Below are 22,476 nucleotides of genomic sequence, written 5' to 3'. Positions count from 1 at the left end.
TTCATCTTTAACCCGTTGTCGCTCGCGTGCCGCGAGTGAAGGCTATTCCAAGGCCCTCGAGCCCGTAAAAGTGGCCTGTGTCTAAATCCTTGGTCTATGTAGACACAGACCAAGGATTTGTAATCCATCATTCATAACTCATCATTAACTATTTACACGCCCACCGTATCGATTTCATCGGTGGGAATTTTTTCTTCAATGTATTCAACAATCTGACCGGCGATGTCGATGCCCGTCGTTTTTTCGATGCCTTCCAGCCCCGGCGATGAGTTAACTTCCAGCACCAGCGGCCCCCGCTGCGATTGCAGCATATCGACCCCGGCCACCCGCAAACCAAGCGCTTTGGCGGCATTCACCGCCGTCCATTCTTCGTCGGACGACAGTTCCACCGACTTACCGCTGCCGCCCCGGTGCAGGTTCGAGCGAAATTCGCCTTCTTTTCCCTGGCGTTTCATGGCTCCGACCACTTTGCCGCCCACGACGAACGCCCGGATATCGGCCCCTTTTGCCTCGGCAATATACTCCTGAATCAGTACATTTGCCTTCAGGCCGTAGAACGCTTCGATCGTTGACTTGGCGGTTTTGGCGGTTTCGGCCAGGACCACACCCATTCCCTGTGTGCCTTCAAGTAATTTGATGACCACCGGCGGCCCGCCCACCAGTTCAATCAGTTGGTCGACATCTTTGGGATGTTTGGCGAATACGGTTTTGGGCAGCCCCACGCCCGCTTTTGATAGTACCTGCAAACTCCGCAGTTTATTCCGCGAGCGAGTTATGGCCTGCGAACGAGCGGTCGTGAAGACTTTCATCATCTCGAATTGCCGAACCACCGCACAGCCATAATCCGTAACCGAAGCCCCGATACGCGGCACGATGGCGTCGATTTCTTCCAGTGGACGGCCTTTGTAAAGAACCTCCGGTTTACCGCCTTCGATCATCACCTGACACCGCAAATGGTCGATCACGACGGGTTCATGTCCATGTTTTTGAGTGGCTTCTACCAACCGCTGCGTCGAGTACAATTCAGGATTGGTCGACAAAATAGCAATGCGCATATCAATAAGATGGAAAGTCGTTTGGAGTAGAATCTGAGAAGAACAAACCCGAACCTTTGACCAACGTCAGGAAGGCGGATTCTGTTGTTTCATTTGGTACGAAACGTTTTGCAGTGATACGTCAACAACAAATTTGTTGCGCAATAGTTTGCGACCTAACAACACCGGGAAGCGCATCGTTCCCCGGTTTGCCAGCGAAAATTCGGCCCGAATCAGCCGACCCATGATCAGCACGCGGGTTTGGATCACAAACCGTTTTTCGGATTGACCAAATGAATTTTTGACGGTTTTGTACTGAAACAGATCGGTGACAAACTGCTTTTTTTTCTTACCCCGTGGCCCCACCAGCGTAAAATGCAAACGGGAATTATCGCCGATTGGCACCAGCTTTACGTCGGTACAGTGCAGGGCGGAGGTGTAGGCCCCGGTGTCGATTTTGGCTTCGACATCGGACCAGCCCAGATCCGGAAAATCAATGCGGTCCGAAAAACCGATGACCTCTTTCGGGCGATCGACCGAAATCTTCTTCGTCGGTGTTTTCATTTCCCGTTACGAATCAAGCTGCTGAACTGCAGCGACAAATCCATCATCACCATTTTGGCCCGTACGTTTCGTTCAATATGAAAAACCGCTTCATTCAGCTGACCGACCATGCTTTCGAGGTGTTCGGGTTCGAGTACTTTGCCAAAATTTTCCACAAACGTACGTTCTTCGTCGGGGAGTCGCAACAGTTCATTGACGCCATGTTTCCACAAAATCAGATCCCGGCAGAGGCTCAGGCTGTAGTCCAGCAACCCGCGTTGTTTTTCTTTCCCCAGCGCATCGAACTGGTCGGCCTGTTTCACCAGCGCGATCAAATCCTGCCGGTAGCAAAACCGCATCCACTCGGCAAACCACCCATGCCGGTCCGCGCCCGGTTCGCCCTCGTTTTTTTCCGGCTCCTCCTCCGACATCCGAATGGCTTCCGATAGATTGCCGTCGGCCAGATACGCCAGTTGCCGGGCGCGCTTTTCGGGCACATTCAGGTGCTGGCGCAAATGGGTGGTCACTTCTTCGTCGGTAAACGCCCGAACGGCCACGCGCTGGGTGCGCGATAAAATCGTAATCAGCAACTTATCCGCCTGATTGGTGACCACCAGAAAAAGCGTCCGGGCGGGCGGTTCTTCCAGCAGTTTCAACAGGGCGTTGGCTGTGGCCGTATGCAGGTTTTCGGCGCACCAGATCAACACAATCTTGTATTCGCCCTCGTAGGCTTTCAGCGACAGTTTGCCCACCAGTTCGCGGGCTTCCTCGACCGGAATGTTGCCCTGTTTGATGGAAATGGCCGCCAGCCACTCGTCCAGCACGCGGTAGGGATGCTGCCCCACAAACTTGCGCCAGTCGGCCATGAACGTTTCGCTGGTCACTTTGCTACCCGCTACCGGGAAAACAACCGACATATCCGGATGGACCAGGCGGTTCATTTTGGTGCAGGACGGGCACTTCCCGCAGGAATCGGCCAGTCCATCCGCCAATTCCTGGCGGTTTTCGCAGTTAATGAACGTTGCAAACGCCAGCGCCAGCGCCAGATTCGCACTACCCGGCGGACCGTCGAAAAGCTGGGCGTGGGCGAGGTGATTGGTTTGCACGGCCCGTGTCAACGCCCGCTTCGTATCGTCGTGTCCGATAATTTCGCTGAATTGCATAATCAGAGGAGGAAAGAAGGAAGGGAAGAATGGAGAGCATTCTCCACCCTTTTCTGCTTTCATCCTGTTTAAGTTGCTGTCTGCTTTTTCTTTACTCCCTTACTCCTCTCCTCCTTTACTCCGCTCGACTTCCATCCGATGCACTTCCCGCAAAATAGTTTCCTCTACTTCGTCAAACACCCGCCCCCGGCGGCCAATGGTTTCGCGGGCCACCTGCAACGCTTTTTCCAACCGGTAGTTTGTAAAACCTTCGGCACCACCGCCCCACGAAAACGATGGAATGTATTTAGGCTGAAAACCGGCTCCGAACACATTACCATTGACGCCCACCACCGTGCCGGTATTGAACATCGTGCTGATGCCGACTTTCGTGTAATCGCCCATCATCAGGCCGCAGAATAACCGCCCGGTGTTTTCAAACTGCCCGGTGGCGTAACTGTATAAACTGACGTTGGTATAATCGTTTTTCAGATTGGAGTTGTTGGTATTGGCCCCGAGGTTGCACCATTCCCCGATGACCGAATTGCCCAGAAAACCGTCGTGGCCTTTGTTGCTGTAGCCGAAAAAAACCGAATTGCTGATTTCTCCACCCACCTTGGTATACGGTCCGATCGTGGTGTTGCTCCGCATTTTTCCGCCCCAGTTCACCGTCGCGTGATCGCAGAGCGCAAACGGCCCGAGCATCACCGTACCTTCCTGAATCATCGCGTTTTTGCCAACGTAGATTGGCCCGTTTTCGGCGTTCAGGACAGCCGCCCGAATCACCGCGCCTTCCTCTACAAAAATATTTTCGGGTGCATAACACCGGGTGTGCGGATCGGTGATGGCCTGCGAGGTTCGGCCCGCCGTCAACCGTTCAAAATCGGCCCGAATCTGCTCGGCATTATTGGCAAATAGATCCGGCAGATTTCGGATGATCGTCAGCGGTTCGTCGAAGACTGCGACCGTGTCGGCGTCCGCTACGGAAGGAACTGACGAAAGCAATTTTTCGCTGCGCAAAGCGACGAGCAAACCATCCGGTGTTACCAGACCAACACCCGGTTTTAGGCCATTTAATGCATTAATAAGCGATTTGGTAGGGCAAATTGCACCGTTTACGAAAAAACCGTCTTGCGTTACCAGACGCGGATATTTTATTTGCAGGTACAACTCGGTGAGAAACGACGGTTTTGTCTGAAGTTGTTGGGCCCATTTTTCCGTAATCGTGCAGATACCGATCCGGATTTCGCTCACAGGCCGGGTAAACGTGAAAGGCAATAAAGCCGTACGGATCGTCGGATCGTCAAATAAAATCAGGTTGTACATAAATTACTCAACAGTCTGATTGCAAATATCCGAGATTAATCGGGAAAAGCGACGCCCCGGTTTTTATCGGCTACTTTAATTTTTTCATGTGTCTTTTAAACCATTTCACCGTCTAAATGGTCATTGTAGGAAAATTTGCATATTCCCGCCCATACCACAAATGAAAAATATTTTATTAGTCTCTTTAATTGGTCTTTTACTCAACTGCGACAACAAGAAAATCGGCGTTCCTCAACTGCCCGGCTGCGGAAATTTCATGGCGCTGAAGAATAAAAAAGAATGGTCGGCGGCTTCAACGGCAACGTTTTCCAACCGCGACAGCATCAATGTGATGGTAGAAGAATGCGGTACGTTTCGCACCAGTGGCGAAGTTGACTGGCTAAGTATCAACCAATTACCAGCTAAACCCGGAACTTACCCACTGCAACCCATCCATTGGGATGCCCTCAACGGAACTCCGCTGTCGGCCTGGATCTATACCCGCCTTGGCGATAATTCGACCGGCGATCGGTACAATCTGATTAGCTCAAAAACGGAAAAAAACGAAGTAACGATCGATGCTTATAACCCAAGCAGCCACGAATTGGAAGGGCACTTGAACGCGACCTTCGTTATCGATCCGGAAAGTGATTCGCCCGGCCGGTCGCGGCCCGACACCATCCGGATTCAGGATGCCATTTTTTCGGTGGTGGTCAACGGCGCAATTTAATCGGTTTTTTGGCGGCCCTATCGGTTTTGGTCGTAGCTTTGGGCAACCGATTTATTTCATTTTATGCGCCGTTACGGACTGATTGGGTATCCGCTTACTCACTCGTTTTCCCAGAAATATTTTACTGAAAAGTTCGCGAAAGAAGGCATTCCGGACAGTCGTTACGATTTGTTCGAGCTGCCCGACCCGACGGCTTTCCCGGAACTAATCGCTTCGATTCCCGATCTGGTCGGGCTGAACGTTACGATTCCGCACAAACAGGCCGTTATTCCTTTTCTGGATGAACTCGACCCGGCTTCGGCGGGTCGCATTGGTGCCGTCAACACGATCCGGATTCTCCCGAATGGTCGAAAAATCGGCTACAACACCGATTACTACGGTTTTCGTTTATCGCTGGAAGACTGGTTGAAATCGCTCGAGATTATCCCGGATATACTTCAGGCACTGGTGCTCGGCAACGGCGGAGCGGCCAAAGCCGTGACCACCGCCCTCACCGATTTGCAGATTCGCTACCGGCTGATTTCCCGTCAGCAAACCGCCGAGGCACTGGCTTACGACGCCATCAGCCCGGAAATTCTGGAAGAATACCGCTTGATTATCAACACCTCACCGGTCGGAACCTATCCGAATACCGAAGCCAGTCCGGCCATTCCGTACGGCATGCTGACGCATCGGCATTTGTTATATGATCTGGTATACAACCCGGCCGAAACCCGGTTTTTGCAGTTGGGTCGTGAACACGGTGCCACGACACACAATGGTTTGCCGATGCTGCATCTGCAAGCCGAGAAAGCCTGGGAAATCTGGAATCGGTAACAATTCAACTCAGAAATACCGCTGACAGGGTCTCCGACCGTAGCGACGGCCCGGCACTGTCAGAGCGATAAACCATGCAGGAAGTTACGCTCAAAAATGCCACGGTTTTTACCGGAAACACGATTTTATCGGGCGCATTCGTTCGGGTGTCGAACGGTTTGATTCAGGAAATCTCAACCGGCGAACTGGCGGGTTCGGAAACGATTGATTTGCAGGAAAAATGGCTGATTCCCGGTTTTGTCGATCTACAGGTGTACGGCGGTTCCGACGTTTTCCTGAATGAAGCGCCAACGACCGAAACCGTATCGCACATTTACCAGACCCACCTGAAAAACGGGACGACATCGGTTCTGCCTACGCTCTATTCAACCTCACTGGATGTTATTCTGAACGCCATTGAAGCGGTGGGCAACCTACGGCAAACGAACCCGAACGGGGTACTGGGATTGCACGTGGAAGGGCCGTATATCAACCCCGAGAAGCGGGGTGTCCACAGTCTCCAGTACGTTCGGCAACCTGGCGAAGCGGAGTTGGATATGCTTTTTGAAAAAGGGCGTGATACCATTCGGATGCTGACCATTGCACCCGAAATCTTCCATTCTCAACAACTGGTTCAACTGGTGAGTCAAGCCCAAACTACATCAATCCTGCTTTCGCTGGGCCACAGCAATGCAACGTATCGGGAAGCTATGGCAGCGTATGCTAACGGGATTACGCTGGCGACGCATTTGTATAACGCCATGCGTCCGTTCGAAAGCCGCGAACCGGGCGTGGTCGGGGCGGTTTTTGACCATCCGGCGGTGCGGGCCAGCATTGTAGCCGACGGTTTTCACTGCGACTGGGCCACGATCCGGATTGCCAAGCGCCTGCTCGGCGAGCGGTTGTTCCTGATTTCGGACGCTATTTTTGCCAATCCGCCCCAGCCGACCTACGCGTTCGATGATTTTACGCTCTACTATGAAAACGGGCGATACACGAACCACGAAGGCAAACTGGCCGGTTCGTCGATTACCCTGCTGAACGCCGTTCAGAATTGCATCCGGCACGTGGGTTTGGAAGCCGCCGAGGTTTTTCGCATGGCATCGACGATTCCGGCCGAAATTATTGGACTGGGCAATTCGCTGGGGAAAATCCAGCCCGGTTTTGCCGCAAATCTGGTGGTTTTGGATAACGACCTGGCGGTTTCTCAGGTGCTGACAAACGGGCAATTTTACCAAACGGCTTCTTCCTGAAAAATCAATTGACCAGTGTCGGCTTTTGCGTTTTTTTATTGGTAATGACCAGAATAGCCGATGCCAGTGCAATCAGCACCACGGCCAGAATCAGAAGATAGGTATAGCCTTTTGACAAGTCGGGCAGGACAACGGTTTTCTGATTGCTCAGCATTTCATAGATCGGAATGACCCCCTGAAAAACATACGCCTGCGCCAGTGTGATGAAGCAGATGACGATCAACATGATAAAACTGTGCTTGACCGTAAACCGGAATAGCTGCGATTCCTTTCCAACCAGATCACCGGCCGCAGCCGCCACCGCGATCGATTGCGGAGAAATCATTTTACCGACCACCCCACCCGACACGTTGGCCGCCACCGTGACTACCGGATCAACGCCAATCGACTGAGCTGTAGCGAACTGGAGTTTACTAAACAGGGCATTCGCCGAGGTATCGGAACCGGTGATAAAAACGCCCAGCCAACCCAGAACGGGAGCAAAAAACGGAAACAAACTGCCGGTATTCGCCAGCGCGTCGGCCAGGGTGAGCGTAATGCCCGAGTCATTCACGATGTATGCGAACCCCAGTACGGCGGCAATGGTCAACACCGGAAACCGCAACTGTTTTAAGGTGCTGAGAAATACCTTCGTAGCCTCACCATACGTCAACCCAATCAGGGGTATAACCACCAGATTGGCAACCAGAATGGCAGTTCCGGCGGCTGATAAATAGTTGAATTTAAAAACTTTAGGCAATAAAGAGCCGTCTTTGCCCTGAATGGCATTGTGCAGGCCCGGTACTTCGAACTGAATCATGCCGACGGCGTTGAGCACGTCCTTGATCGGCTGAATCCCCCAGGCAATAATCATCATTGTCAGCACCAGAAACGGCGACCACGCCCGCAGCATTTGTCCGCCCGTATAGCTGATCTCCGTATTGAAAGTTGGAGCGGGTTCGTTGACAAACCGCCAGACGGTTTTGGGTTTCCAGAACCGCAGGAACACCATCAGCGCGACAATAGAGCCCAGTCCGGCGATGACATCGGGCAGGGAAGGCCCTAAATAATTGGACGAAAACCATTGCAAAAAGGCGAATGAAACGCCCGAAACCAGCACCGCAGGCATGATTTCCCGTGCTTTTTTAAAACCGGCGATGATCGTAACCAGGTAAAACGGCAGGATGATCGACAGAATCGGGAGCGTGCGTCCCACCATCTGCGAGATCGGTAATTCCGGGATACCAGACACCTGCGAAGCCACCGTGATCGGAATCCCGATGGAGCCAAACGCCACCGGAGCGGTGTTGGCAATCAGGCAGATCCCCGAGGCATACAGCGGATTGAAACCCAAACCGACCAGCATGGCGGCCGTGATCGCAACCGGCGCCCCAAAACCGGCGGTTCCTTCCAGAAAGGAGCCAAACGAGAACGCAATGAGGAGTGCCTGCAACCGCCGGTCGGAGGTAATGGACGCCATGAAGTGCTTGATAATCTCAAACTGGCCGCTTTTAACGGTTAAGTTGAAGAGAAAAACCGCCATGATGACCAGCCAGCAGATTGGAAATAAGCCGTATAACGCACCGTGGCTGAACGACAAAACCGCCAGTTTCACCGGCATTCCGTAAATGAAAATGGCAATCAGGGCCGCAATAACCGTCGCGATCAAACTGGCCTGATAGCCCTTCATTTTTCGGATAATCAACGCCCAGAAAATGAAAAGGATGGGCATTGCCGCGACCAGCACGGACAAAACAATGTTATTAAACGGATCAATAACCTGCGTCCATTTCATAGATACGAAAGCGTTAATGGGTTCAGTGTAAAAACAGGATTACTCGTTACCGATTATACGAATCCGTTGCCGTTCAATCCATACGTTCTTAAAGATAAATCGGTCAAACACTTACTTATAGCCCGGCTTTTTGAATCGGCCTGCGAGCGGGTTCAGACCGGTTTGTAGGTCATCAGCCAGTCGTCGCCCACGCGGTCGGTATCGACCAGCCGCCCGCGAATCCGCGGAGCCGTCAGCCCATCGCCCAGCACTTTAGGGCTTTTAAAAATCCGGGCTTCATCCCAAAGTCCCTGACTCAGAAAACTTTCGAGCAAAACCGCCCCACCTTCGACAATCACTGATTGAATCTTTTTCTGGTACAAATCGGCAATAAGTTGGGGCAAGAAATCCGTTGCAGGATCTAACGGAATGTATTTTGTCTGGCCGACGGTTTCGGCCTCTGACGGCACAATCGAATAAACAAGTGTCGGCTGTGAATTGTCGAAAAGATGCAGTGAAGTCGGTAACGAAAGCTGTTTATCGATTACGATTCGCACCGGATTTCGTCCGCTCCAGAGCCGGACGTTCAAGTGCGGATTGTCGTGCCGGGCGGTATTGGTTCCTACCAGAATGGCGTCTTCTTCGGTTCGCCATTTGTGGACGAGTTGCCGCGACAAGGCTCCGCTGATCGGAATGGGCCGGAAATCGGGCGGGGCTAAAAAACCGTCGGCGGTTTCGGCCCATTTCAGCATCACATAGGGGCGTTGCTGTTCGATAAAGGTAAAAAACCGCCGGTTCAACTCCCGGCCCTGTTCCGCCAAAAGACCGGTTTCTACCGCAATTCCGGCGGCCCGCAGTTTCGCCAGTCCTTTTCCCGCTACCAATGGATTCGGGTCGTCATTGCAGACAACTACTTTTTTAACCTTTTTGGCAATCAGCAGATCGGCGCAGGGTGGGGTTTTTCCGTAATGCGAACACGGTTCCAGCGTCACATAAACCGTCGATTCGGGCAACAGCGACTCATCGGTCACCGACCGAACGGCGTTAACTTCGGCGTGTGGCCCACCGTATTGCCGGTGCCAGCCCTCGCCAATGATGCGCTGGTTATGCACGATTACGCAGCCCACCATTGGATTCGGGCTGACGTGCCCCCGGCCCCGTTCGGCCAGTTCCAGGGCGCGCGACAGGAACAATAAATCGTTGATCAACGGTTTTTAGTAACAGTTTATATACTACAACGTAAAGAAATCGGTAAAAACCGTAAAATCTGTTTAATGAAGGCTTAGATTTACACAAATTTTACGTCCGCATGCTTACAGCCAAGTCATTATTTGATTCGCTGGTGGGGCAATTGAAGGGCTATCGCCCGGAAGAAGCCCGCGCTATCGTGTTTTTATTGCTGGAACATTACCTCTTGCTCCGCCGAACTGACGTGGTGGCCGGAAAACCGGTACCAACCAATCCTCCACAACCGGACTGGGACGAACTCATTCAGCGGCTCAACAACCACGAACCCGTTCAACACCTCATTGGCACAACGGAGTTTTGTGGTCTGGAGTTTCAGGTGTCCCCGGCGGTTCTGATTCCGCGCCCCGAAACGGAAGAACTAATCCGGCTCATCGTCCGGGATTATGCCGAAACAACCGGGCAATTGAACATGATCGACATTGGAACCGGTAGCGGCTGCATCGCCGTCACCCTGGCCCGGTTTCTGCCGCAGGCTTCCGTAGTGGCCTGGGATTTGTCGCCGGAAGCGCTGGAAGTTGCGCAGTTAAACGCCCAAACGTTGCTGGCCGACGTGGAGTTTGAGCAACGCGACATTCTGAATGTCGGCGAAGAAAACCGCCTTTTCGAGTGCGTCGTCAGCAATCCGCCGTACGTTACGCTCTCGGAAGCGGAACATATGGAAACGAACGTATTGCGGTATGAACCCCATCTGGCGTTATTTGTAGAGGATCAGGACCCGCTGCTATTTTATAAAGCCGTTGCCGATTTCGGTCAGCAGCATCTAAGCATCGGTGGAGCCTGTTTCGTGGAAATCAACGAGCGGTTTGGCCCGCAGACCCAACAGGTTTTTGAGGAACGAAATTACCATAACGTTCAGATTTTCAAGGATATTCACGGGAAAGAGCGATTTGTAAAAGCGGTTAAATAATAAATGAATAATGAAGAGCTGGATGCAGCGTTCTTGTTCATTATTCCTTGTTCATTCATTCCATGACTTCAGCGGACATTACCTATCATACCAAAATTCGTCAGGTATTCGACGAGATGAGCAAGGTTGTTGTGGGGCAACAGGCGTTGCTCAACCGGCTGCTGATCGGCCTGTTTACCGGCGGACATATTTTGCTGGAAGGCGTTCCCGGTTTGGCTAAAACGCTGACGATCAATACGCTGGCCAAAGCATTACAGCTTGATTTCCAGCGAATTCAGTTTACGCCCGATTTGCTTCCGGCTGATTTGATCGGAACGATGATTTTTAATCAGAAGTCGGGCGATTTTGAAGTGAAACAGGGACCGGTTTTTGCCAACCTCATTCTGGCCGATGAAGTCAACCGCTCGCCCGCCAAAGTGCAGTCGGCGCTGCTCGAAGCGATGCAGGAAAAACAGGTGACCATTGGGGAGGAAACGTTCGTGCTCGATAAACCTTTTCTGGTGCTGGCCACTCAAAATCCGGTCGAGCAGGAAGGAACCTATCCGCTGCCGGAAGCCCAGATCGACCGGTTTATGATGAAGGTGTTTGTGGGCTATCTATCGAAAGATGAAGAACTTGAGGTGATGCGCCGGATGTCGAACCTGAATTTCGATTACGAAGTGCAGCCGGTTCTGGACAAGGAAGACATTTTCGCGATCAAGAACGAAATCAATAAAATTACCATTTCGGAAACCCTCGAGAAGTACATTATCGAACTGGTTTTTGCCACCCGCCGACCGCTCGACTACAACCTCCGCGACGAAGCCCGGTATATTCAGTACGGCGTTTCGCCCCGCGCCAGCATCAACCTGAACCGGGCCGCCAAAGCCCTTGCCTACTTCGACCAGCGCGATTACGTATTGCCCGAAGACATCAAGGAAGTCGCCCCCGACGTGTTCAACCACCGGATTCTGCTAAACTACGAAGCCGAAGCCGACGGCGTCACGACCTTGCAGATCATCGATTCGATTTTGCGGAAAGTGGCAATTGGGCGGTAATAGGCACTTTCTGCTGTTATTTTTCGTAAATTGAAAACGTCAGGAAACTTAATAGGTGGTAATGAGTCGATTTAGTGCCATCGGCACGATATGTTTGTAGCTCTGATAGCCACCTGGCTTTTAGCGCGCCTTTAGGTGCGCAACCTCAACTAATTGCGTACCTAAAGGCACGCTAATACCCGAAAAAACCGACTTTTCTACAAACATTCAACCGCTAAGCGGCCAATAATCTACCAATTCTTGAATAAAAAAAGAGAGGCTATGGTTTCAATTCGCCTAAAAGAGCGTGTGCGAAACGGCGGAATTTTCGTTCCGCTTCCGTCAGTATTGGATAATCAGGAAGTCGAAATTAATGCCATCGTGCGATCGGTCATTTCTCCAGTTTCATCGATTTCTCCCCAAACTGCTCAGGCTTTCTTTGATAAAGTGATGGTTCGCTCGACGGAGCATTTCGATGAGTATGACCAGTAAACGAATTGTGCTTAACTACCTCTGCACCGCCTTCCGAATCGCTTCACCCCAGAAAACACCCAGCGTTGCTGATCCCTGTTTGTTGGGATGCAGAAAGAACGTTCCCTGCTGACCGGTTTCATGCTGGAAATCAGTCAAATAATGCGTTTTGAAATAGTTGAATCCCTGCGTATCGCCTACGTACACCTGCTCCGGATGGGTTTTGTCGTAATCCGCGACCAGTCCGTCGATTTGGGGAAAGTACGTTTGCAGCCGATCCAGTCCTTCCTGCAGGTATTTCGACCGGTTATACGTAGTTGGACTGTACCAGATCGGATGATGGAAAACCAGCTTGCAGCCCGGATTGGCTTTCAGTAAAGTGTCGGCAATGGTTTTCAGGTTGGCGCGGTACGAATCCGGCGAAACGGGCGAACCGTTGGGCCCCTGCATGGCGCTGTCGTTCGTACCGAGAATAATGGAAAAAACCAGTTGACCGGTTTCTTTCCGGAAGGTTTCCGCAGCCAGCGCCACTTTGGGAAATGATTTGTTGGTCACGGGCAGAAAATCAACGATCGTGTAACCGCCCACGCCCTGATTGGAAAAGGCGACATTCTCAATCCCAGCCTGTTGTTTCAGATACGCCGTCGCCAGAACCGGTGGCGCTTCGGTTTGCCGGTCTTTCAATCCGGCACCCGCTGTAATGCTGTTTCCGATGAAAACAATATTCAGCTTTTGTTCCGCGGCCGAAGCGGTTTCTGATGCGTTAAAAACACCCGCAGCAATCCGTTTTCGCAACAGGTCATTGAGATTCGGCTTGGTTCGAGACTGCTCCCGCTTTTCCAGTTCGGCGGTAATAACCGGTATCCAGCGTTGCTGACCCTCCCGATTTAGGTGAAGGCCGTCGGCTAAAAACAGGCTGGAGCGGTCTTTGCCATCCGTCAACGGAACGACGTCGATGTAATACAGTCCGTCGATTTTTTCGGACAGTTTTTTGATTTGCTTGTTGAATTGATCGCCCTGTTTCCTGAATTTTTCCCGGGCCGGTGAATGGCGGTTTGAAATGAAATAGACTTCGGCCAACGGATTTTCTTTCCAGAGACGTGCCAGAAACGTCTTGAAGTTTTTGACGGCGGTTTCAGGTGCATCCCCAGCAGCCAGATCATTGCCTCCGCAGGAAAAAACGATGCGGGCGGGGCGAGACGGCAGAATGATCCGATCCATGACCCGCAGCACATCCGGGATGGTAGCTCCGCCGAATCCCCGGTTTACCGGACTAAACCGACTGAAATCCCCCTCCAGCGCTGGCCCCCAGAGCCGCCAGGTCGAACTTCCGACAAAGAACGTGGAACCGGGAACGGGCGGATCATTGACCGCCCTGGCTTCGTACGCCTTGATTTCCGATTCGAAACGCGGTTCCTGCGCCAGCAATCTGGCGTTGGCCGAAACCCAAATCAGGAGTGTTAGTAAAAAGAACTGTGCGAGAAGGCTGGCGGAGCGGTTTTTCTTCATTTCCGTAATCAGTGCTTGTGGACAGGAGAGTCGTCAAAGCACTGATCCTACTCTTTATTTCGTGTAATTTGCCAATTCCAGTTCAAAACCGGGCAACACCTCTTCACCCGACAACACTTTATCAAAACCGCTGACAATCTGAATCTCCCCGTTGGCTCGAAAAATATAGGTAGTGGCTGTTTTGGGATCGATCAGCCAGGCCAATCGGCAACCGTTGGCAATCCAAACGTCCGACATCTTGCTTTTAGCTACTTTTAACGAATCAGTAGCCGATACCAATTCAATGACAAAATCAGGGCAAATGGGCGGAAATTGCTCCTGCTCGCGTTCGGTAAGTTTATTCCAACGCTCTGAATGAACCCAGGCAACGTCCGGTGAGCGCGTGCTGCCGTCGGGTAAGTAAAAAGGAGTCGACGAATCAAATACACGACCATTTTTCTTCTGACGATTCCAAATTGTTACATCAGTATTTATCTCTGAATTCAGAGAGCCTGTTTTTCCTCCGGTGTTAGGCATAACAATGATCAGACCGTCGGCATCACGCTCAAACCGGTAGTTGGCGTTATCCTGACAGAAATTATAGAACTCTTCCTGGGTGTTGATCTGCCGAAACCAGAACGAGATTCTTCCCGTTTCGTCGTCTACTGCTGCTGGTGCAGGGATTGGCAGTGTTTCCATATGATCGTTGATTTAGTCAAAAATAACGATTTAAAACTGGAAATAGATGAATTGGTTCGAGGTGAAGACGCCGAACAGGTACGAGAGGAAACAGATTAGCGGAAACAGCACGAAGAATAAACCGGTATTGCGCGTCGGAATGGTTAGGTAGAATTTCTCCTTCACGAACAAAACCGCTACCAGCAAAACACAAAACCACATTTCAACGGAATTGAAAGGCGTGCTGAGCGGGCCGTCGAAAGGCGTGAAGATGATTTTTCCAAGAATGTGAAAGGCATTTTCGACCGGGGCTTTGTGGTTCCGGAAGAACACCCACGTCAGCATGACCAGTGCAAAGGTCAACATGAGTTGCAGCAGTTGGTACAGCTTATTTTCCTCCGGCAATTTGATGCCCGCTTTCAGCAGTGCTTTATCGCGCCAGCCCGCCAGGAGTTGATAGGCGCCGTGTAAACCGCCCCAGATGATGTAGTTCCAGCTGGCACCGTGCCATAATCCACTGACTAAGAACACAATAAATACATTCAGATACCGCCGTGACGGACTAACCCGGTTGCCGCCAAGCGGAATGTAGAGGTAATCGCGAAACCAAGTGGAAAGCGAGATGTGCCAGCGTCGCCAGAATTCGGTGATGGAACGGGAAAAATAGGGCGTCTTGAAATTGTCCATCAACGTAAATCCCATCGTGCGGGCGGCTCCGATGGCAATGTCGGAATAGCCCGAGAAATCGCAGTAAATCTGGATGGTGAAAGCCAGGGTTGCCACCAGCAGCGTAAGGCCGTTCTGCTGCAGAGGATGATCGTAGGCATGACTAACAATCTCGGCCATGCGGTCGGCGATGACCACTTTCTTGAAAAAACCGAACGCCATTTGCATCAAACCGGCTTTCAGATTCTCGAAACTGAAATGAAAGTGGGTGTGAAACTGGTGTAAAACGTTCTGCGGACGTTCGATCGGCCCGGCGACCAATTGCGGGTAAAACATCACGTAGAGCGCGTAAATCCCAAAATGGTGTTCGGCTTTCTGGTTGCCGCGATAGACCTCGATCGTGTAGCTCATCGCCTGAAAGGTATGAAACGACAAACCGATCGGCAAAATCGCATCGACGATGCCAAACGAAGTGGTGTTTGGCTGACCGAACAGTGTCAGTACTTTATTGAGCAGGCCAATGGCCTTTTGGTTGACGAGTTGGGCCAGGCCATCCTGGTTGGCCTGTTCGAGCAACCAGACGAGGCTATCTGTGAAAAATCCAAAATATTTAAAGAACGCCAGAATACCGATATTGGAAATCAGACTGATTATCAGCAGCCATTTTCGCGCAGAACCGGGTTGGGTTCGCTCCAGCCAGATCCCGGCGTAGTAGTCGATAACGATGGTCAGAAACAGAATCAGGATGTAACTCGGCTTGAAGACCATGTAAAAATAACAACTGGCCAACAGCAACAATACCCATCTTCCGCGCCACGGCAGGCTGTAATACGCCAGCGTTACGACGATAAAAAACAATAAGAACTGGAGCGAATTGAATAGCATTAAGATAGTAGATTAGAGAGAATTGACCATTGACGACGGACCATTGACCATAGACAAGCGGTATTCCTGGTTTTTGTCTATGGTCAATGGTCCGTCGTCAATGGTCAATCGCACAATCATGACTGGCGTTCTTTCTTTCGTATGATTTCCCGGACGATGTACAGCGGACGGCCTTTGCTCTGGAAGAAAATCCGCAGTACGTATTCACCGATTAATCCTAAGCCGATCAACTGAATACCGCCGAAAAGAATGATGGTAAACAGCAAGGCGGTGAAACCTTCCGGTACACCGCCGAAGAAATATTTTTTGATCAGTACCTGGATAAAATACAAAAAAGCAATCCCAATGGAAATCATGCCCAGATTGGTCACAAACTTGATCGGGAATTCACTGAAGTTAAAAATGCCGTTATAGGCCAGTCGACGCAGCATTTTAAACGTGTATTTGGCGTCTCCGGCCACGCGGGCATCGCGCTCGTATTCCACGCCAATCTGTTTGAACCCAATCCAGCTGCGCATGCCGCGAATGAAGCGGCTTTCTTCGGGCATCTGATTGAGGACGTTGGCCACCCGGCGGCTGATCAGCGAAAAATCTCCGCTATCGAGCGGAATATCGACGTAGGAAATGGTTTTCATAAACCGGTAAAACAGGAAATAGGCGGTTTTCTTGAAAAAGCCCTCCTTCCGTTTTTTCCGAACGGCGTAAACCACATCGTATCCTTCCTGAAATTTGGCGTAAAATTCACCTAGCAATTCGGGGGGGTCCTGCAAGTCGCCATCGATGATAAACAGGGCTTCGGTACCTTTCGCAGCAGCCATTCCGGCCGTCAGCGCAATCTGGTGGCCGTAGTTTCGGGCCAGAAAAACGCATTGGTACCGTTCGTCCGTCAAGGCCAGTTGCTGCATCAATTGAGCGGTATTGTCGCGGCTACCATCGTCGATCAGGACGACTTCGATGGAAAGCGGAGAACTGTCCATCAGGGCATTCAGCCGCGAAACAAGGTGTGGAAACGATTCCCGTTCGTTGTAAAGTGGAGCGACAATCGAAATGAGTGGTTCAGACAAAGTGTATGGTAGTTGATTGGAGTGCACAAAATTACATTTTTGTGTTCACTTACCGAACGTTTAAAAATTGATTCGAAAACCGGATGTCAGCTTTTCCATTTGGAACGATCAGAAGTCCGAGTTGATAAGTACCCGGATACAGAAACGATTTGAGCACGCGGGCGCTGACATTCGGCATTCGGCGTTTCAGGTAATACTGAACCGGGAAAAACAGGTTTTCGGCCGGAAACAGGTAGGTATGCTGGTCTGATTTGACAATGATGCAAGCGTCGTCGATTCCGGCGGGCAAGGGCCAGTCGTTGGTGATCACCCGAAACTCGTCCGCCGATTCCTGCACCAGCAGGTGAAAAGAAGAGTCGGCGGGAGGAACCGGTTTCAGCAAGGTTTGTTCGTAGGGGGCATAAAAGGTATTTTCCGGATAGGAATAGAAGCCTTTTTGTGTCGACATGTGCATCCATTGACTAATGGCTTTTGCGTATGCAGAACCGATGATGGCTCCAAATCCAAGATCATTGTGTTTCTGATTGAAAACCGAGGTCTGCCGAATGAGCTTTTGGGCACCCAACGGTGGCAGATGATAAAAATACATAACTACCCAAACGAGCGCCCCCAAACCGATGCCCCCCATCATCCACTGCTTCCGGCGTTCCGGATTTCTGGTTTCACTCAACAGGTTCAGATACAGCAAGATAACAAACAGCGCCGGGTAGATCATGTAATTGCTGATCAGCATGACGTCGTAGCCAAACCGGGGTCTTAAAACCGCAATGACGACCGCATTGACCAGCAAAAAAACGTATGCACCTACAAAAAAGTAGCGCCGGTGATTCAGCTTCAGATCCACCGGTTTTCGGTTTCGTTGCCACAGGCTGGGTAAAAGTGTCGTTTTGAACAGCCCGAACAGGATTGCGACGAGCGTCATTCCGGCAGCGGTGGGCAAAATACTGCGGACAACGATTCCCTGGGTGGGAAAGAAATCAAACAAACCGCCCAGGAATGTAAAAAAAGCAAAAAAGACCAGATGGGGATTTTTCAGTAAAAACGACAGACTGCTTTCATTGCCCTGCAAATTGGCAAAATCGTGGAAATAAAAGAGAATGGCCAAAACGCCTAAACCGATCCAGATGACGAGTCGCCACAGGAAATTCGTTCCTTCCAGACGCCATTGCACCAACAAAACGGCGGCTCCGGCTACCCAGCCAAACAAACCGTTACTGTTTGAAAATGAAACCAGTAACTGCAATCCAATAGCGCCGAAAAACCGCACCGAAAAAACCGTCGGGCGGTTTGCGTTGGCCAATAAATAGATCGCCCAAAGGGCCAGCATGGGAACCACCTGATGTTGTAAAGCCGTAATGGCCCAGAAGCTGGTCAGCCGGTATTGTGGTTGGAACAGCACGAAGGTAACCGGCAGAAAGGCCAGTAACGGCAGGTAAAGCGTTCGGAAAATTCGGAATAAAACCAGTAACAGCGCCAGCAAACAGCCGAATCCGACCAGAATCAGCCACCGAAAATTGAGCGTTCCCGTCAGTTTGTAGAAGAACACCGTGGTCAGTTTGGCAAACACAATCCGGTGTTCGTTGTTCGGAACCAGTAGCCAGTGCAGTTTCTCCGCAAAGGAATCGGCGGCCGTATACTCAATCAAAAACTCGATAAAAGCCTGCAAATCATCCATCCAGGGAATATTATCGGCAAAGATGAGCACCAGTGCCAGAAAGCAGACCATCGGAAAAGCAACCAATACCGGAGAAATTCTCCGAAGCCACGCGGAAACCTGAATCATAGTTCGTTACAATGTGGACTGGAACTCTTCGTAGCCGACTGGCTCCTACCACCGGTTCGGGCGGTTCCCGTCCATTTCTACCCGTTCCGAATCAATACACCACCTCTACCCGTTCGATAAAATCTTTGTACTGTTTGGCCGGGATAAAATGCGATTGCGTTCGGTACGTCAATACGATAAATACCAGCAACAGGGAAATCAGGAAGGCCTGTAAAATGACGATGAACAACGAAAAAACAATATAACTGGCCCAGCCCGAAATGGTCCACTGACCCGTAAACCGCAACAAAACCACAATGGCGATCGCAGCCGAGGAGATGGACGCGGTGATGATGCAAAACAGAAAAATGCGCACGGCGGTGGCCTCCATCAACACCGCAATCGCACTCAGGCCGTGAAGAATCAACGACACAAAATTCATTTTGGACTGCCCCGCCAACCGCAGCCCGCGCTCGAGCGGAATGGATCGGTACGGAAGCCGCGAGCGAATGACCCCGCCGGGGTAGTTGTTCCAGATGTCGGAGACGTGCGCCAGTTTTCGGAGCAGCGTGGGGGGAATGGCGCTGAAATTGCCAAAGGTAATGGCCTTCCCCGTCAGCAGTTTGAATACGGTTTTATAAATCTGGTAAAAGGTTTTGAATAACCGGCTTTCCTGTCGTTTGGTACGGTGGGCGAAGATAATCTGTCCGGGCGTGTTCAGTGATGCGTCCAACAACCGGGCGATATCCTCCGGTTTATCCTCTCCGTCAGAATCCATTACGATGGTGGTGTACGCTTCCGGCTGGTCGGCCAGGTAAGATAGCCCCAGCGCGATGGCTTTCTGATGGCCCACATTCCGCCACAACCGCAGAATCGACAGGCTTTGTCCCGTATTCATCGGCAATTGCTGGTAATTCGTTACTGAACAATCGTCGACAATCAGAAAATGAAACCGCTGCCGAATGGCGGGCTCGACCGTTGCAACGATTTTGTCCAACAGCAGACTAACGGCCTCCCAATCATTAAAAAGTGGAATAATTATATTAATGCGGTCAGCAGGAGTGGATAGTTCGGTCAACGTACAGTCGATTTATAACATGAAGAACGGCGCAACAAAAATAGGACATTATCGTGGACTTGCGACTATTGGGCCACGGCACTTTATTCGTACGGTTATTCTACGGTTTCGAATTCGGCCCTTTCAAAACCGCTACCGGTTTTCACGGCTGGCGGTTTGCCGGCTAAAATCCGGAGTGACTCCCGCTCAATGCGGGGTATTCCGCAGTTCAACTTCCGAGGGTGCCGTGAGCCGAACACCTTTCTTATGGTAATAACTGGCCCAGCACCGGTTCCAGAGGCTCCCGGAGTCAACGTTGAGATCGCCCAGAACCAGCGAATAGGGATTGGCCGGTAACGGCCCCAGTTCCACAACATCGCTGGGACTGCTGGCCATTAATGCGTATCGCTTATCGACGGCATCATGGTATTCCCTGGCCTTCCCGGATCGCAAATCATTGTAGGCCAGGCGCAAATTGGGGTTGCGATACGTTACAAAAACCAGGGCTACCGCAACTGCGCCTACAACAATCCACTGGTAATGAGTCAGGAACGAAAAACCACTGCCGGTCTGCCGCACCGCCCGAACCCAAACCGTCAGATTATAAAACCAGCCTACCGTCAGGATCAGATTCACCGAATTCAGCAAACGGGGAACCGGCTGAACGCCCACTGCCCAGAAATGGAGCATAGTCAACACAAACAGTAGCCCGACATAAGGCCCCACCGCCAGTAACGGGTGGATATCGAAGTAACGGCGGCTGGGATTGTGCGGGTCGGTTAACCGGTAAGCGATCGGTAGGAAAAGGAGCGAAATGGGCACCAGCGGAGTTTGAATAAACTGCTTCGGGAAGTAAATCAAACAGTACCTGAAGGTTGCCGTTAGGGAGAACAGGATATCCTGGCTTTGTTTGTTTCCGCCCATCCGAACGGCATTTCCGGGGGCTTTAATCAGGTAAAAACAGCAAATACAGGCAATTGCGAATAGTATTAACAGGGAAACCGGAAGTTTTCGGCGATAAATCAATAACCCGAACAAAACCGTCCCCAACAAAGCCATTGCCATAATCATGCTGGTTTCGCTGGAACCGATGATGACTGCGACCAGCAGCGATTCGACCAGCAGGAAGGCTGCACTCAGGCGAAACTGAATCCGGTCATGCGCGACCAGTACGCCAACTAAAAATAAAAAACAAACGCAGGAAACCGAATAACAGGCCAAACCGGGATACCAGAAAAAGAATTCCGGGAGCGAAACAAGCTGGGAAATAAACAGAAACGTGGCCGCCGTAGCCGAAATAACCAATTCGGTTTGCGTCAGAACCAGCTGGGCCAGTTGGCGCAAAACGTAGTAAAAACCCAGCCAGAGCAACAGCAGCAGCAGAATCGGAAACACGGTGTAGGCGTTGTACCATTCCCAAACCAGTGGGCCCGTGTGCACCATCAGATTATGGAAATACCGCCCCGTCCAGCCATCGTAATAAAATTGCTGGGCCTGCCAGACACCAAATTTACGGGCTGTATCCGCAAAACAAAAGTCATCGACGAGCGACGGCTGGTTATAAAAGGACAGGGCAATGAGTGGAAAAGCGGCCAGCAGGAAAAAACCGATGATCAGTAAAAAAACGAATTTATTGGGCGTAACCAGTTGATTCATCAGTTCAAAAATTAGTTACACAGCGCGTGTGCTGAATTCTTCTTTTTAAGATTGAATGGTGTATTTTTTATCCATTTTCCGATTCAGAGCCGGATAAGCCAGCACGGCAATCAGAATAATCAATGTTCCGATGTAAAAACCGCCGGTCATCCGTTCGCGGTCGCCAAAAAACAGCCACGCCAGCATGATGCCGTAGACCGGTTCCAGATTGACGGTCAGATTGATTGCGAATGCCGAAAACTTGCGCATCAGCCACACCGAAGCCGAATAGGCATAAACCGTACAGACAAAGGCCAGAATCGAGATCCACAGCCAGTCGGCAGGCCGGGGCCATAACGCCGACGGTTTTTCCAAACCAAACGCCAAATATAACCCCAGAAACAGCAGTGAACTACCAAATGCGCCCGACATTTCGTAAAAGGTAATGGTCATGGCCGGATAGTGTCGCGTAAACCGGCTGTTGATAATCGTAAAAATAGACGCCAGCATCGCCGAGAAAACCGCCATCAACAAGCCCACTGCCCGGTCGATTTCAAAGCGAAAAATCAGATAAAGACCCGCCATCACAACAATGCCCAGCACCACTTCGACCAGGCGCAGGCGTCTCCGAAAAAAAAGCGGCTCCAGCAAACTCGTCCACAACGATCCTGTCGCCATGCCCGCCAGGCAGACCGACGCATTGGCCACCCGCGCAGCTTCGAAAAAGAGCGCCCAGTGTAAGGCAATTACCAAACCGGTGGCCAGTAATTTCAGCCGGTCGCCCGGCGAAACCGGCGCCATCTTCTTCTGCACGTACAGTAAAACGCCCAGGCCGACTGCCGCCAGCAACGTGCGATAAACAACCAATGTCAGGGCCGATACGGAAATCAACAGGCCCAGGATGGCTGTAAACCCCCAAATCAGTACCAGAAAATGCAGATGCAGGTAATCAGTAGTGGTGGGTCGGTTCATACGTACCCACGGACGGAAGTCCGTGATTTTCTTTTTAATAATCATAAATCACGGACTTCCGTCCGTGGGTAC

General features: G+C 51.2%; 20 protein-coding genes. 6 read left to right on the top strand and 14 right to left on the bottom strand.

Features of this window, described 5'->3' with window-relative positions:
- Positions 1 to 152: 152 nt before the first annotated feature.
- The 4 genes from rimK to EHT25_RS15500 all read right to left on the bottom strand — a co-directional run bounded on the left by rimK (position 153) and on the right by EHT25_RS15500 (position 4,045).
- Positions 153 to 1,055, bottom strand: coding sequence for a 30S ribosomal protein S6--L-glutamate ligase (gene rimK / locus EHT25_RS15515; protein WP_124875974.1), 903 nt, complete (start codon positions 1,053 to 1,055; stop codon positions 153 to 155).
- Between the two features lie 66 nt (positions 1,056 to 1,121).
- Complete coding sequence (locus EHT25_RS15510) at positions 1,122 to 1,598, bottom strand: ATP-dependent zinc protease family protein (protein ID WP_124875973.1); 477 nt, start codon at positions 1,596 to 1,598, stop codon at positions 1,122 to 1,124.
- Positions 1,595 to 2,740, bottom strand: a complete 1,146-nt coding sequence (locus EHT25_RS15505) for a DNA polymerase III subunit (protein ID WP_124875972.1) — start codon at positions 2,738 to 2,740, stop codon at positions 1,595 to 1,597. The genes EHT25_RS15510 and EHT25_RS15505 overlap by 4 nt, the downstream gene beginning before the upstream one ends.
- Before the next feature lie 99 nt (positions 2,741 to 2,839).
- Positions 2,840 to 4,045: a GlmU family protein gene (locus tag EHT25_RS15500; protein ID WP_124875971.1), complete on the bottom strand. Its 1,206-nt coding sequence runs from the start codon at positions 4,043 to 4,045 to the stop codon at positions 2,840 to 2,842.
- Positions 4,046 to 4,205: 160 nt separating this feature from the next.
- On the opposite strand from EHT25_RS15500, the gene EHT25_RS15495 reads away from it, so the two are divergent.
- The 3 genes from EHT25_RS15495 to nagA all read left to right on the top strand — a co-directional run bounded on the left by EHT25_RS15495 (position 4,206) and on the right by nagA (position 6,802).
- Positions 4,206 to 4,754 carry a hypothetical protein gene (locus tag EHT25_RS15495; protein ID WP_124875970.1) on the top strand — a complete coding sequence of 183 codons (549 nt, stop codon included), beginning with the start codon at positions 4,206 to 4,208 and terminating at the stop codon, positions 4,752 to 4,754.
- A 63-nt stretch (positions 4,755 to 4,817) separates the two neighbouring features.
- Positions 4,818 to 5,570 carry a shikimate dehydrogenase family protein gene (locus tag EHT25_RS15490; protein WP_124875969.1) on the top strand — a complete coding sequence of 251 codons (753 nt, stop codon included), beginning with the start codon at positions 4,818 to 4,820 and terminating at the stop codon, positions 5,568 to 5,570.
- A 74-nt stretch (positions 5,571 to 5,644) separates the two neighbouring features.
- Positions 5,645 to 6,802, top strand: a complete 1,158-nt coding sequence (nagA, locus tag EHT25_RS15485) for an N-acetylglucosamine-6-phosphate deacetylase (protein WP_124875968.1) — start codon at positions 5,645 to 5,647, stop codon at positions 6,800 to 6,802.
- Positions 6,803 to 6,806: 4 nt separating this feature from the next.
- Here the strand turns inward: nagA and EHT25_RS15480 are convergent, their stop codons facing one another.
- Both EHT25_RS15480 and ribD read right to left on the bottom strand, forming a co-directional pair.
- Complete coding sequence (locus tag EHT25_RS15480; RefSeq protein WP_124875967.1) at positions 6,807 to 8,576, bottom strand: L-lactate permease; 1,770 nt, start codon at positions 8,574 to 8,576, stop codon at positions 6,807 to 6,809.
- A gap of 152 nt (positions 8,577 to 8,728) precedes the next feature.
- Positions 8,729 to 9,760: a bifunctional diaminohydroxyphosphoribosylaminopyrimidine deaminase/5-amino-6-(5-phosphoribosylamino)uracil reductase RibD gene (gene ribD / locus EHT25_RS15475; protein WP_124876149.1), complete on the bottom strand. Its 1,032-nt coding sequence runs from the start codon at positions 9,758 to 9,760 to the stop codon at positions 8,729 to 8,731.
- 104 nt (positions 9,761 to 9,864) lie between these two features.
- Between ribD and prmC the strand changes: the two genes are divergently transcribed.
- The 3 genes from prmC to EHT25_RS15460 all read left to right on the top strand — a co-directional run bounded on the left by prmC (position 9,865) and on the right by EHT25_RS15460 (position 12,218).
- Positions 9,865 to 10,710, top strand: coding sequence for a peptide chain release factor N(5)-glutamine methyltransferase (prmC, locus tag EHT25_RS15470; protein WP_124875966.1), 846 nt, complete (start codon positions 9,865 to 9,867; stop codon positions 10,708 to 10,710).
- 62 nt (positions 10,711 to 10,772) lie between these two features.
- Positions 10,773 to 11,747, top strand: coding sequence for an AAA family ATPase (locus EHT25_RS15465; protein ID WP_124875965.1), 975 nt, complete (start codon positions 10,773 to 10,775; stop codon positions 11,745 to 11,747).
- A 261-nt stretch (positions 11,748 to 12,008) separates the two neighbouring features.
- Positions 12,009 to 12,218 (top strand): hypothetical protein, encoded by a 210-nt coding sequence (locus tag EHT25_RS15460; protein ID WP_124875964.1) that lies wholly within the window; start codon positions 12,009 to 12,011, stop codon positions 12,216 to 12,218.
- Positions 12,219 to 12,233: 15 nt separating this feature from the next.
- Here the strand turns inward: EHT25_RS15460 and EHT25_RS15455 are convergent, their stop codons facing one another.
- The 8 genes from EHT25_RS15455 to EHT25_RS15420 form a co-directional block, all read right to left on the bottom strand.
- Entirely contained in the window at positions 12,234 to 13,706 is a 1,473-nt protein-coding gene (locus EHT25_RS15455) for a GDSL-type esterase/lipase family protein (protein WP_124875963.1), read from the bottom strand.
- A 54-nt stretch (positions 13,707 to 13,760) separates the two neighbouring features.
- The gene (locus EHT25_RS15450; protein ID WP_124875962.1) at positions 13,761 to 14,384 is read right to left on the bottom strand and encodes a Uma2 family endonuclease; all 624 of its coding nucleotides are present in this window, start codon (positions 14,382 to 14,384) and stop codon (positions 13,761 to 13,763) included.
- 30 nt (positions 14,385 to 14,414) lie between these two features.
- A complete protein-coding gene (locus tag EHT25_RS15445) occupies positions 14,415 to 15,914 on the bottom strand; it encodes an MBOAT family O-acyltransferase (RefSeq protein ID WP_124875961.1) in 1,500 nt (499 codons plus the stop codon).
- Positions 15,915 to 16,030: 116 nt separating this feature from the next.
- Positions 16,031 to 16,978 (bottom strand): glycosyltransferase family 2 protein, encoded by a 948-nt coding sequence (locus tag EHT25_RS15440; RefSeq protein WP_124875960.1) that lies wholly within the window; start codon positions 16,976 to 16,978, stop codon positions 16,031 to 16,033.
- A 49-nt stretch (positions 16,979 to 17,027) separates the two neighbouring features.
- The gene (locus tag EHT25_RS15435) at positions 17,028 to 18,761 is read right to left on the bottom strand and encodes a hypothetical protein (protein WP_124875959.1); all 1,734 of its coding nucleotides are present in this window, start codon (positions 18,759 to 18,761) and stop codon (positions 17,028 to 17,030) included.
- A 91-nt stretch (positions 18,762 to 18,852) separates the two neighbouring features.
- On the bottom strand, positions 18,853 to 19,737 hold the full coding sequence (locus tag EHT25_RS15430; RefSeq protein ID WP_374756162.1) for a glycosyltransferase: 885 nt from the start codon (positions 19,735 to 19,737) through the stop codon (positions 18,853 to 18,855).
- Between the two features lie 267 nt (positions 19,738 to 20,004).
- Positions 20,005 to 21,453, bottom strand: a complete 1,449-nt coding sequence (locus tag EHT25_RS15425; RefSeq protein WP_124875957.1) for a DUF6056 family protein — start codon at positions 21,451 to 21,453, stop codon at positions 20,005 to 20,007.
- A gap of 45 nt (positions 21,454 to 21,498) precedes the next feature.
- Entirely contained in the window at positions 21,499 to 22,404 is a 906-nt protein-coding gene (locus tag EHT25_RS15420; protein ID WP_124875956.1) for a DMT family transporter, read from the bottom strand.
- Between the last annotated feature and the right edge of the window lie 72 nt (positions 22,405 to 22,476).

The sequence above is a fragment of the Larkinella rosea genome (assembly GCF_003858635.1).
Classification (GTDB): domain Bacteria; phylum Bacteroidota; class Bacteroidia; order Cytophagales; family Spirosomataceae; genus Larkinella; species Larkinella rosea.
Note: the sequence above shows the minus strand (reverse complement) of the source record. Positions and strands in the feature narration are given on the sequence as shown.